Source organism: Cupriavidus sp. Met-2 (assembly GCF_049843575.1).
Taxonomy (GTDB): Bacteria; Pseudomonadota; Gammaproteobacteria; order Burkholderiales; family Burkholderiaceae; genus Cupriavidus; species Cupriavidus metallidurans.
In genome coordinates this window covers 46,462-59,529 of record NZ_JBBHZL010000011.1, presented here as the reverse complement: position 1 = coordinate 59,529, position 13,068 = coordinate 46,462, and the positions used below count along the sequence as shown (strand labels likewise).

The following is a 13,068-nucleotide window of genomic DNA, read 5'->3' as shown; positions in this document are numbered from 1 at the left end:
CAGAACATTCTCTGAAAGGGGGCTGCGATGGTCAGCAGAGTCCCGCGCAAGCCGACGCCGGCCGCCGGCAAGACAACTTCAGTCCAGACGCGTGTCGATGGCCCCGTGGTAATCCGGCCGATTCCGATTCCGATCCCGATCCCGCTCCCTGTCGCGCCCGATCCCAATCAGAATTTCTTCGACGCGGGCCGCCCCGGTCAGCCAGTGGTCCGGCAGGACGACCTGCTCGTGCTGCGGGTGGAACTGAACAATCTGACCGTGCAGCGAGGCAGCCCGCCTCGGCTGCGCAAGACTGGCAGCGGTGTGGCCACGCTGGTCCTGCATTTTCCACCTCAGTCGATCTTCGAGCAGGCGTTCGCCGAATCCTCCCCACCAGCCGTTGATCCCCCCGTCACGCTGCCGGCGCGCGCGCGTATCGCGGGGGAATCGCGGATCGCGTTTGCCGTGCCTGATGGTTTCGATATCCCATACACGCTCGAAGGCGTGCTCACGGCCGTGCGCGATCTGCCGCTGGCCGTGGGCGCCAATGCCCTGCCGCCCACGGCCGCGCAACCGCCCCTGTCTTTTCCCGAATGGCTCGGCGGACTGATCGCGCAGGCAACCGGCAGCCTGACGCTGGCCCAGCGCGCCGCCCTGCCGAGCATCACGCTACGCAACCTGAAGCTCGCATCGGTCCAGCGCGATACGTCGACGCTTGAGCGGCGGCAGGTGGCCCCGGCTACGGCACGGCGCCGTGCGGCCCTGCCGGCCATCGACGTTCGCCGGGGCGTTACCACGGACGTCGGGCTGGGTCCGATCCTGTCGGGCCTGAAACCCCGTCCCGCCGAGCCTACCGCCCAGCAGACCGCGCTGGAGGTACCCTGGCGCCTGATCCTGAGCCCCGATGCCGATGAGCGCTGGCATCACGCGGTGGCGCCAGTCACCACGCCGGACGGGCATACGGAGCTATGGCACACCCAGCTCGTGGCACCCACCGATCAGGGCACCATCGTGCCCCCGCACCCCGACCCCAACCGCATCGTGCGCGCGGTCTGGGCGCTGGCGGGTGAAGGGACGTCGAAGCCGATGCAGGCCAAGTTTCCGGCCGCCGTCGGGGAACTGCCCGCTCCCGTGGACATGCCGTTCAAGGCAGCACTCAACGACATGGACCGCTACAGCATTGTCCATCTGTCGTCCAACTTCTCGCGCTCTGGCTACACCCCCGCCGCGATTCCTGCCGATCAGTTGATGCTCTCCGCGCTGGGCGCGTGGATCAACGTGCGTGGCGTATGGGACGGCCCCCAGTCGATCGACCTCGTCGCCTGGACCCATCGCGGCAGCATGGGGCGCGACCACTACGTGCGCACGGTCAAGCGCGGGTTTCTATGGCCCTTCGGGCACCGCGCGGTGCTGGTCGAAGTCACCGAGCGAAAATTCCAGCATGGCGGTGTGCCCGGCAATGCGGCGGTGCTACGCAAGCGTACGTTCATCATCGTGCGCGAACGCGAGCGGGCCTTCACGGAGACCGATCTGCGCAGCGGTACCGATGGCCGCACGCAATTGCACCTGCAGATGCCCCTGACCAGTGTGCGCATCCTGAGCCTGGTGACGCCGGACCTGAGCCCGGTAACGCCGACGACGGCCCCGATCTGGCCCCTGGTCGGCGGCGTGCCGTTTCCGTTCCGCTGCGAAGGCACGGATCTCGACGGGCGCGCCATCCGCTTCGACCTGCCGATGGTGTTCATGTATGAATCCATCGCCATGGACCCGAGCACTGCGAACGACACGTTCGCCAAAGCGCAGACGCTTTGGGATCAAGGGCTGCCACCCGGCGAGGTCCCCGGCACGGGACGTGGCGCGACGATGGCGCCGCAATCGATGACGCTGGCGCGCAGCGCCCAGCCCGGTGACACGATGCTGGAGGTGCGCGAGCTACGCTTCGGCGCGGAAGCCGGCACCGGCAATCCAACGCTGAAGGCGTACGGCCAGACCCAGCAGCGTCCCGCCTTCTATCCGAAGGTGGTTCGGGCCACGGTGCGCATTCCTGCATTGGCGCAGCTTACGGGCAGCGGCGACGCCAACGTGGTGGAATGGAACAACACCTACCTGGTCAGCGAGTTCGGCGCGGACAACAAGGGACAGGTGTTCGTCAACATCGTGCCAGACGATCCGAAGAACCAGGCCCGGCTCGATTTCTCCGCACAGGGGGATCGCGCCGGCGGCTTCGTCCAGCCGAACCTCAGTCCGAGCGCGGTGTCTCGCCTGACCGGGCCGGTCGCCGGCTCTGTCAACGATTTCGTGGGCGGGCGCATGACCGGGTCGGATGCCTTCCCCGGCGCCGGACTGCCCAACCTTCCGTTGCTGTTCGGATGCATTCCACTCGGCGCGGTCATTGAGACAGTGACGTCGTTGGTGGACACGCCCGAGCAGGTGCCGCGCTTTGTCTCGGAGTGCGGCAGCCAGGCCGAACTATTCCTGAACGGTCTGGCGCAGCTTTATGCCGCCTTGACTGGGCTGGCCGGGCAGACAGGCAGCGCCGCCACGGGCGGGGTGAGCGCCATTGGCTCGACGGTGGCAGACCTGAAACAGCAGGCCGCCACCTACGCGCCGGGCCTCGTTGCCGATGCGCAGGCGCGACTGGACGCCCTGCAAGCCGCGCTGACCGCACTCAGCAACGCTATCGCGCCGCTGGTCAACACGTCGATCGACGCAGCGCCTGCTCTGCCCAATCTCGCCACGGCGATCACGGCTGTGCAGAGCGCCTCGGATCAATTGCGCGCCACCGCGGGTGCGACGGTCGCCGGTGTCTCGCTACCCTCTGGCCTGCGTCAGTCGTTGGTTCAGGCCGCCAACGTTGCCACGGCGCTTGCCGGCGACCTCGGCACGGTGGCCGCGCTGGTGGCCGAAGGCAAGGCGCTGTTCGCCGCGCTCGATGCGATCCTCGGCGACCCGAAAGCGTTCCAGGCGCTGCTGAGCGATCCGGACGCGTCTTTTACCCACCTCAAGGCCGTGCAGAACGCGCTGGCGCCGCTGCGGAATACCCTCGCCAACTTCCGGCTGCTCGAAGGCGCGGCGCGGCAGACGCTGTTGAACGTACTCGACGCGATGATGCAGGCGCTCGCAGTGAGCGATGATGTGCTCCGCACGCTTTTGCAGGTGCTGTTCGGCGATGAACTGACCATCCGCTTCAACTGGAACCCGCGCATCGCCAGTTGGCCAGCCTCCGGCCCGATCTTTCACCCCAACGACCCCGCCGGCTTCTCGGTGGCCGTGGAGGCCAAGGTCAAGAAATCAGGCGGCGGGCAGCCGAAGCTCACGGTCGTCAGTTCGCTCAAGCATTTCGACCTGATCCTGATAGGCGCTGCCGGCTTCCTGGAACTGAATTTCGAGAAGATCGAATTCCGCGTTGGCACCGCCGACAAGATGAACGTCGACGTGCTGCTCAACGACATCAAATTTATCGGCCCGCTCTCATTCGTGGAGACGCTGCGTGACCTGATACCGCTCGACGGCTTCTCCGACCCGCCCTACCTGGATATTTCCACCCAGGGGATAGATGCGGGCTTCAATGTGGCCCTGCCGTCGATCTCGGTGGGCATGTTCAATCTCAGCAACCTCGCGCTGGGCGCCGGGTTCACGGTGCCGTTCATTGGCCAGCCGCTGGCGGTGCGGTTCAATTTCTGCACGCGCGAGCAGCCGTTCAATCTGTCTGTCTGCATGTTTGGCGGCGGCGGGTTCTTCGGCATCACGCTTGATCCGGGCGGCATCCAGCTGCTGGAAGCCTCGTTCGAGTTTGGCGCCAGCATCTCGGTCAACCTCGGCGTGGCATCCGGCGGTGTCCATGTCATGGCCGGCATCTACTTCCGCATGGAGCAGGACAACTGCGCCCTGACCGGCTATTTCCGCCTTGGCGGCAGCGTCAGCGTGCTGGGGCTGATCACGGCGTCGATCGAGCTTTACCTTGCGCTGGCGTACGAATCGCAAAGCGGCAAGTGCGTGGGACGCGCGCAGTTGACGATCGAAGTCGAGGTGTTCCTGTTCTCCACCAGCGTCACGATCAGCTGCGAGCGAAAGTTCGCCGGCGCGAACGGCGACCCGACCTTCCGCGAACTCATGGGGCTGCAGCCGGCCCTGCCGCTGACGGACGAACTGGCGCTGATCCACGACGACACCGAGTACGCCTGGCGGCAGTACGCCGAGGCATTTGCCTGACCCGACGTTGGTCAAACAGGGGGCTGCGCATGGCCACGCAAACGATTCTCTGGACGGTCCTGCCCGCCGGGCGTGTGACCGAGGGGGCCTTGAAGGGGCGCCTCAAGGTGTCGGTCGTCGCTTCGCCGCGACTGACACCCGAACGCGCGAACGAGCGACAACTCCGGGCCTTTCCTGAATGGCTGCTCTGGCCAAGGACCGTGGCCGAGGCAAAGTTCGGGCTACGCATCGGCACCACGTTGCTGCCACTCGAGCCACTTGGGCCGCTTGCCGGTCAGGCACAGCCCGACGTCGATCTGTGGAGCCAGCTCTTCGCGCCGGAGACGCCGGTTGATGGCTTCGTCTTCAACGACATGAGCCGGGTCAACCTGCGCTCCTACGCCGTGCGCAACGTGCTCGGTCTGGCGCGCAAGTACTACGCGCAACTGGCCGTGGGCGCCACCAGCCGGCACCCGACGTTGTTGCCCTGGTCATCGGCCAATCCGGCACTACGCGCCATGCTGATCGACATGGGGGCACCGCGCGAGGTGGGCGCGGAGCGCCAGGGTGGCTTCGCCCGTTTCTTCAACGATGGCGATGGTGGCATCGAGCAGGTGCTGCGCAATAGCGTATTCGGCCCTAACTCGAAATACTCGGGCACCGCGGCCGGCATCGGTGTCGACAGGGGTGGCAACCCGGTCAACGGGGCAAGTTTCCCGGTGCGCGTGCTGCCGCCGGACTGGCAGCCGCCCACCGGCACGCCCGATACGGCGTTGATGGCCAACTGGGCCACCGCCGCCGAATACACGCTGTACCAGGCCGACCGCTTTTATCGCCGGGAACCCCTCTCGGCGGATGCGCTTGCCATGCGCCGGCCGAGCGGCAAGGGCATTCCCCCGCCGCCCGAGACCCAGACGCTCGACTTCCACAAGCGTCTGGCGTCCTACAGCGACTACCCAGCCCTGCTGCGCAGACTTGGTGTGCTGCTCGACTTCGTCCTGCCCGCCGAAAACCCGATCGATCAGCAGGTCGGCCAGCAAGGCAACGCGCAAGGGACGATGCAACTCGATCTGCGCTGGGCCAATGATCACGATCCCGGCGTGGATGGCTGCCCGGCCACCGCGTGGCAGGCCGACTCGCAACGTTTCACGGCCCGCCCGCGCACCAACGATCACCACATGGGAATGCTGCGGCTGGGCGGCGCCAATGATCGCTGGGATCAGTCGAAGCGCATTCCGTTCGACGTCTATCAGGTAGACCCCGACGGCACCGCGCTGAAGACCGTGGATTTCGTGCTGTCGGCGCAGCGGCTGATCGACAAGAGCCACAAGACCGGCACCGATGGCGCGGTGACCTACACCACCGGGGACGACCAGCCCGTTGCCGCGTTGCGTGCCGGGGGGATCGGTGTCTCCCGCCATGGGCGTGCCGCCGCGCTGGCCTTCGGGGCCGCCAGCAGCGCCGCCAAGGATGGCGCCGTCCGCAGCGGCGCGGCGGCTTCGGCCGGGATTGCCCTGTTCACGGAAGATGTGCTGCGCGGGTATAGGGTCGACGTGCAGCCGATCATCGGAGGCAAGCCGGGTCGCTGGCAATCGCTGTGTCGGCGGCAAGGCGCATACCAGATTGCCGCGACGGGCGCGAAGCTCTCGCTGCCTGCCGATGACGAGGGCTACGTCAAGGGCGCATCGACGACAAGTACCGCCAACCCTGCCAGCGGCGCCGACCCTGACGATCACTATCTGCACGAATCGTTGTTCCGCTGGGCTGGATGGAGCCTGGTGGTGCCGCGTCCGGGCCGCACGCTGCGCGCGCAGGATGGCGATTCGGGCGTGCAGGCCGAAGTGCCGACCGATGTGACCGATGCCGCGGCCGCTACCGATGGGAACGGCATCCTGGCCAGCTTCGTGGCCGCGAAAGGCAGTCTGCCCCGGCTGCGCTTCGGCTTTGCCTATCGCTTGCGCGCGCGGCTGGTCGATCTCGCCGGTAACAGCCTCGATGTCGACGACCCCTCGCTCGGTGACGGAGAAAACGAACTGGAGGTCACGCAGCCAGTCACGTACTGGCGTTTCGAGCCGGTGGACCCGCCCGTGCTGGTGCAACGCGCGCGTACCAGCGAGGGGGAGTCGCTGGAACGCATGGTCATTCGCAGCAACTACGACGCCGATCCGGCCACCTTTTTGACGACCGGCGCGTTTGCCGATGCGATCAAGCTGCCCGCTTCCGCCGATTTCGCCTACACACCCGCGAACGAGCGGCATGTGGTACCGCCCAAGGCGTCGCAAACGCTGTGCGAGACCCACGGCCTGTTTGATCCAATGTTCGGATCCGCATCGGGAATCCGCGATGCGTACGCGCTGGCCGCGCGCGAATCCGGCACGCTCTACGACACCGGTCCGGGCGCTGACGTGGCGTTGATCACCCCCACGGCGCTGGCGAACGTTGCCACCACCGTCGCGGTGCCGCCAGCCCTGCCGTCGCCGGACAACCCGACTGGCGACCGGCTCGCGGCTGGCCAGTACGTGATCCATCGCGAGGCACGGGTGCCAACGCCGTGGCTGCCCGATGTCGCAGCCGGGGGCATCGCGCTGCGCGCCGCGCCGGGCAGCCGGCTGCCCGGCGTGACCGGGCCGATGTCACTGGGCGCGGGTGCCGAGATCGTCGCCATTCCGGGTAACGAACTCGTCCTGATGGTGGCGTTCGACCAGCGCTGGCCCGATACACGTGGGCTGCGCATCGTGCTGGCGGAACGCATCGGACTGCTCGCCGACCCACCTTGTCAGGTCACGTATCCCGACGACGGCGCACCACGCTGGGACGCCGACGCCCGCACGCTGACGTTCCTTCTGCCCAAGGGCCAGATCGCGAGGCTGACCTATGCCAGCTTTGTCCATCCCGACCTGATCGGCACGTTCGGCCTGCCAGACTGGGTGGATACCGCCGCCGAAAAGGCGCTGCTACAGCAGATGGCGCTGACGGGCGCGGCATGGATGCTCACGCCGTACCGGCCGCTGGTGCTGGTTCACGCGACGCAGCAACCGGTCTGCACGCCGGAATTCCTGACCGGACTGGGCACAGCACGCAGCCCGGGCGATCGCTTTGCCAAACTTGGCGCGCGTGTGCGGGTGCATGGGCCGAGCACGGGCAAGCTCGAGTTGCAGGCGACATGGACCGAATGGATCGATGACCCCGCCGACGCCGCAGGCCCCCGGATCGCGCATTGCGAGGGCACGTTGGCGGAGATCGCCCTGCCGGAAAACGGACCCAACCTCGACAGTCTCGGTCCGCTTGTCGATGCGATGATCGCTGATCCGCTACGACCCCGCACGCGCGGCGACCAGCACGAATTCGGCGATACGAAATGCCGTCTGGTGTCGTACTGCCTGCGGGCTACGACGCGCTTCCGCGAGTACCTGCCGGCGGCCCTTTATGCGGACCCGAACGCCATCACCCGTACCGGGCAATTCGCCCAGGGGCCGCGCATGGTGCGTGGCGCCGACGACGATCCGGGCGCACCGATGCTGCGGGCTGCCGATGGCACCGACGCCTATACCGTCATACCCGCCAGCGCTCCGCCGGATGCGCCGCGCGTGCGCTACTGCGTGCCGACGTTCCGTTGGAGCGGCACGCCCACCAACACGGACTTCGACACCACCCGGCTCGGCAACGGCGTGCGCGTATGGCTGGATCGCCCGTGGTTCACGTCCGGCGAAGGCGAACTGCTTGGCGTCGTGTTGCCGGCCAGCGGGGATTTCGCCAGCATCCCGCTGCCGCTCGAGGGGCTCGTGACCCAGTGGGGCGCCGATCCGCTCTGGGATTCGGTACTGCCGAAAATGTCGATCCACGACACCGACTTCCCGGCGCGGGTGACATCGGCATTGGCCCCGCTGCAGGAAGCGGGCAATCCCAGGGTCATGGTGGTCGGGCATCGGGTTCACTGGCACGCCGAACGCAGTTGCTGGTACTGCGATATCGAGCTGGACCCGGGGTTGACCTATATGCCGTTCGTGCGGCTGGCGCTGGTCCGCTACCAGCCAAATGCAATCGACGAGGCGCTGGTGTCGAAAGTCGTGCTCTGCGAGTTCGCCCAGATCCTGCCGCGCCGACGCGCCACCTTCGCCCGCACGGGGACGCAGGTCAACGTCAGCCTGCGCGGTACGGTGCCGGCCCACGGGCCGATGAAGTGGTCGGCCGATGGCGAATATCTCGACATCTCGTTTATCCCGCCATTCGGCACCGAGGGCGAGACCGGGCGCAACAAGGTGGAAGTCGTGCTGCAGACGCGGGATCCGGCCATCGACAGCGATCTGGCCTGGCAGGATGTTCGCGTGCTGGCGGACAGCCTGCTGGACCCGAAGGCCCCGCTGAATATCGGCACCGTCGGCCAGCATCTGGTGGGGCAGGCGCCGCAGCGCATCGTCCCGGAAGTGCTAGGGCTTGGCCGCATCGCACCGCCCGCTGCCGTCACCGGGGCTATTGGGGCTATTGGGGCTATTGGCGCCATTGGAGCAATCGACGTGACACGGCCATCGCTGGGCGACCTGCTCGATCCGGTCATCTGGTCCGGCACGGTCACACTGCCCGATGTCGCAGGCAAGCCCGCGCGGCTGGCCATCCGGGAGTTCGAGCGGTATTACACCGACCGCACCGTGCCAGAAGTCCGGGCCGGCAAATCGTTGCGGCGCCGGGTGGTGGAGGAACGTCTGGTCTACACGACATTCTTTCCGCTTGCCTAAGTTGCAGCGCAACACAAATAATAGAGCGGCTTGTACCTCACGTGATTCACCCAACGGAGAGACACATGGCCGACGATGGCAAGACCGCCGCACCGCCGCCAAGGCGGGAGCCGCTGCTGATCGACCTGGCGCTACAGGGCGGCGGCGCGCACGGCGCCTTCACCTGGGGCGTGCTCGATCGGCTGCTCGAAGAGCCGTGGCTGGAGATCGACGGCATTTCCGGCACCTCGGCCGGCGCCATGAACGCCGCGGTGCTCGTGCATGGCCACGCGCTTGGCGGCGCCGAAGGCGCCCGGCAGGCGTTGTCGGACTTCTGGCAGCGCGTCTCCGAGACGGCGCGTTTCAGCCCGTTCCGCCGCAGTCCGCTGGACGTGATCCTGGGCCGCTGGACCCTCGACGATTCCCCGCTGTTCGTCGCCGCCGATCTGGCGGCTCGGATCTGGTCGCCCTATGACCTGAACCGCGCCGGCAGCAATCCGCTGGCCGATATCCTGCAGGCCAGCATCGACTTCGAGCTGCTGGCGCGCGCGCCTATCCACCTGTTCGTCACCGCCACCAATGTGGAAACCGGCCGCGGACGCGTGTTCAAGAACGCGGAGGTCACGTCCGAGGTGCTGCTGGCCTCGGCGTGTCTGCCCACGGTATTCCAGGCCGTGGAAATCGACGGGGTGCCGTACTGGGATGGCGGCTACGCCGGCAATCCGACGATCACGCCGCTGGTGCGGGAATGCTGCTCGCACGACACGATCCTTGTGCAGATCAACCCCGTGGCCCGCCCCGGCGCGCCACGCAGCGCCCGGGACATCGTGAACCGCCTCAACGAAATCTCGTTCAACGCCGCGCTGCTCAAGGAGTTGCGGATGATGGCGGTGCTGCAGCGCGTGGCCGATCCCGGTGACGCGGAAGGAGCTCAATGGGCCAATATGCGCATCCACCGCATTGCCAGCGACAAGATCGCGGAGTACGGCACGGCATCGAAGATGAATGCAGAGTGGTCGTTCCTGTGCCTGCTGCGCGACGAAGGGCGTGAAGCGGCTTCGCAATTCCTGGCCGAGCACGGCGACGCGCTCGGCCAGCGCTCTTCGTTCAATCTCGACGAACTGCTCGAGGAGATCTGAACCATGGGTCTCCTTGGCATCGTCATCGCCCTGGGGGCGATGATCTGGCTCGCGTTTCGCGGCTGGAGCATCCTGATCATCGCGCCGGCGGCGGCCCTGCTGGCCGCGGCCACGGCGGGCGAACCGCTGCTGGCTCACTGGACCCAGACCTTCATGGGCACGGCGGCGGGGTTCGTTGCCCAGTTCTTCCCGTTGTTCCTGCTCGGCGCCCTGTTCGGCAAGCTGATGGACGACAGCGGCTCCGTCACGGCCATCGCCGAATGGATGACGCGCGTGCTCGGTCCCCAGCGTGCGATGCTGGCCGTGGTGCTTGCGGGCGCGCTGCTGACCTACGGCGGCGTGAGCCTGTTCGTGGCGTTCTTTGTGCTGGCGCCGATGGCGCACGCGCTGTTTCGCGCGGCGGACATCCCGCCACGCCTGATGCCCGCCGCCATCGTGCTGGGTACGTCGACGTTCACGATGTCGGCGCTGCCGGGAACGCCGGCGATCCAGAACGCGATTCCCATGCCGTTCTTCAGCACCACGCCGTTCGCCGCGCCCGGCCTGGGTATCGTGGCCAGCGCGATCATGCTGACGTTCGGGCTGTGGTGGCTGTCGCAGCGCGAGAACGCTGCGCGCCGCAGGGGCGAGGGTTACGCCATTGCCGAGGAGGAGGCTTCGCCCGATGAGGTGGCGGAGCGCCCGCTGATCCGTGAGCTTGCCAGTACCGCACGCGAATTCGACCCGGCCGAGGCGCTGCAAGGCAGTCGCAGCGACGAGCCGCCAGCAGCCTTTATCGCGCTGCTGCCGCTGGCCGTGGTGATCGTGGTGAACCTGCTCATGAGCTTCGTGGTGCTGCCACGGGTGGATGCCGACTACCTCGGCCTGCCCGAGTGGGGCGCGACCACGCTGCAGGCAGTCAGCGGCGTGTGGTCCGTTATCGTCGCACTGACCGCTGCCATTCTCTGCCTGATTGCGCTGAATTTCCGGCGCCTGCCGGAGCTGCGCGACAGCATGGGGGCTGGCGCTCACGCCGCCGCCCTGCCGGTGCTCAGCGTGGCCAGTCTGGTGGGATTCGGCGCGGTGGTCGCCAGCCTGCCCGGGTTCGGCGTCGTGCGGGACTGGGTATTGTCGATCGAGGGAGGCCCGCTCGTGTCGCTGGCCGTGGCAACAAACGTATTGTCGGCGCTGACCGGCTCAGCCTCTGGCGGCCTGACCATTGCGCTCGATGCGCTGGGTGGCACCTACCTGACACGTGCCTTCGACCTGGGCATCGATCCCGCCATCCTGCATCGCGTGGCCGTGATGAGCGCTGGCACACTCGACACGCTGCCGCACAACGGGGCCGTGGTCACGCTGCTGGCCGTATGCGGCGCCACGCATCGGGAAAGCTACGGCGGCATCGTGATGGTGGGGATCGTCGGCCCGATGCTGGCGCTGGCGGCGGTGATCGCGCTGGGGAGTTGGGTTGGGTCGTTCTGAAGCCTGATGAACCAAAGCCTGATGAACCAAAGCCTGATGAACTAAAGCCCGATGAACCGAGGGGTCAGGCGGCCCCCTCCCCGCCGACCTGGGGCTGCACGATGCCCATCCGGCGCGCGGCCAGCTTCATTTGCGTGAACTGGATGCCGAACAGCGCAAGCTTCGATGCCAGCGGAAACACGCCGATAAAGAGCGGCCACGATGCCGTGAACGCCACTGCCACCACCAGGTTCAGCAAGCCGGTGAGCAGCATCAGCCCGGCCCACAGGTAGCCATAACGGGTCAGCAGATCGCCCATGCGCTCCCGCGCGACCGGTGGCACGTAGCGGTGCATCCAGCCGCCGCGCAGCATGACCACGCCGACCAGCACATACAGCACGCTGGGCTTGCCCATCACGAAGCGGGGGTCGTTCGTCAGTAACGTGGCAGCGGCCGATACCAGCACGCTGATCAGGCTGATCCATTGCAGCGCGGCAATGGGCTCACCGCGAAACCTCGCCCAGAGCACCACGCCGACCGCCACGGCAGTACCTGCCGCAGTGGCCACCACGACATCGACTTTCATGGCAAACAGTACGGCAAAGACGATCACGCCAAGCGAGTCGAACAATACCGGTCGTAATGCGTAGAAGAATGCGCTCATGCGGGTCCTTTCCCAGTCTCCAACTGGCGGTGCGTCGCAGCAAGTGATCCGGACGCCAGAGCGCGTCAAACTGATCATTGCATAGTTCTGCGAAGTGTCGGAGACGCGCCTGCCCGCGTCAAGGTAAACATGAGTGAATCAGGGTTGGCCCGGAGTGCGCAAACGCTGCACGGGGCGCCAGGAACCCCACAATCCCTACAACTCCCACAATCCCTACTGCGTCATGGGGATACTTCCTCCTGCCGCAATGGGTCGGGACGTACCAGAATGTACTGGGAGGGGACGCCAATGACTGAGCGCAAGCCATCAACGTTGCCGAGGACCATCCTTTTCACGGTCGTGGTGATCGTGGGGCTTGCCTTTGCGCGCGTGGCACGGGCCCAGATCTTCGGCGCGGTCAGTGCGGACGGGTCCATCACGCTGACCAATACGGCGGGAAATCCACATCTGCACCTGCTGGTCGCCGGCAATCCACCGGCCGAGCGCAAGCCCCGGGAGCCGAGGGATCTGCCCACCGACGCCGCGCTGTTCGCGACTTTCATTTCGGAAGCCAGCCGCAACTCCCACCTGCCGCCGGAACTGATCCGTGCCGTGATTGCCATCGAATCGCGCTTCAATCCCAATGCGGTATCGAGAAAGGGCGCGATCGGACTGATGCAACTGATGCCGGATACCGCCAAGCGGTTCTCGACCGGCGACATGCTGAATCCGCGCGACAACATACTCGCGGGCGCACAGTACCTGCGCTATCTGCTGGACCTGTTCCGCGATGATCTGGAACTTGCGCTGGCGGCCTACAACGCTGGCGAGAATGCGGTGATCCAGGCGGGAAACCGGATCCCGGCCTACGCGGAAACGCAGGCCTACGTACCGATGGTCATGGCGCACTACCGCAGGCTGCTGGCCTCGGGGTAATGCGCCGGCGATGGCCGGTGCTGCTGCT

General features: G+C 66.7%; 6 protein-coding genes. 5 read left to right on the top strand and 1 reads right to left on the bottom strand.

Features of this window, described 5'->3' with window-relative positions:
- The first annotated feature begins 27 nt into the window (after positions 1 to 27).
- From WD006_RS21725 to WD006_RS21710, 4 genes are all read left to right on the top strand, one after another.
- Complete coding sequence (locus WD006_RS21725; RefSeq protein WP_029306306.1) at positions 28 to 4,191, top strand: hypothetical protein; 4,164 nt, start codon at positions 28 to 30, stop codon at positions 4,189 to 4,191.
- 29 nt (positions 4,192 to 4,220) lie between these two features.
- Complete coding sequence (locus WD006_RS21720; RefSeq protein ID WP_060784985.1) at positions 4,221 to 8,903, top strand: hypothetical protein; 4,683 nt, start codon at positions 4,221 to 4,223, stop codon at positions 8,901 to 8,903.
- A 65-nt stretch (positions 8,904 to 8,968) separates the two neighbouring features.
- Positions 8,969 to 10,021 carry a patatin-like phospholipase family protein gene (locus WD006_RS21715; protein WP_029306308.1) on the top strand — a complete coding sequence of 351 codons (1,053 nt, stop codon included), beginning with the start codon at positions 8,969 to 8,971 and terminating at the stop codon, positions 10,019 to 10,021.
- 3 nt (positions 10,022 to 10,024) lie between these two features.
- Positions 10,025 to 11,482: a GntP family permease gene (locus WD006_RS21710; RefSeq protein ID WP_011519124.1), complete on the top strand. Its 1,458-nt coding sequence runs from the start codon at positions 10,025 to 10,027 to the stop codon at positions 11,480 to 11,482.
- Positions 11,483 to 11,546: 64 nt separating this feature from the next.
- Here the strand turns inward: WD006_RS21710 and WD006_RS21705 are convergent, their stop codons facing one another.
- On the bottom strand, positions 11,547 to 12,125 hold the full coding sequence (locus WD006_RS21705) for a septation protein IspZ (protein WP_011519125.1): 579 nt from the start codon (positions 12,123 to 12,125) through the stop codon (positions 11,547 to 11,549).
- Positions 12,126 to 12,413: 288 nt separating this feature from the next.
- On the opposite strand from WD006_RS21705, the gene WD006_RS21700 reads away from it, so the two are divergent.
- The gene (locus tag WD006_RS21700; RefSeq protein WP_017514262.1) at positions 12,414 to 13,040 is read left to right on the top strand and encodes a lytic transglycosylase domain-containing protein; all 627 of its coding nucleotides are present in this window, start codon (positions 12,414 to 12,416) and stop codon (positions 13,038 to 13,040) included.
- The last annotated feature ends 28 nt before the right edge of the window (positions 13,041 to 13,068 follow it).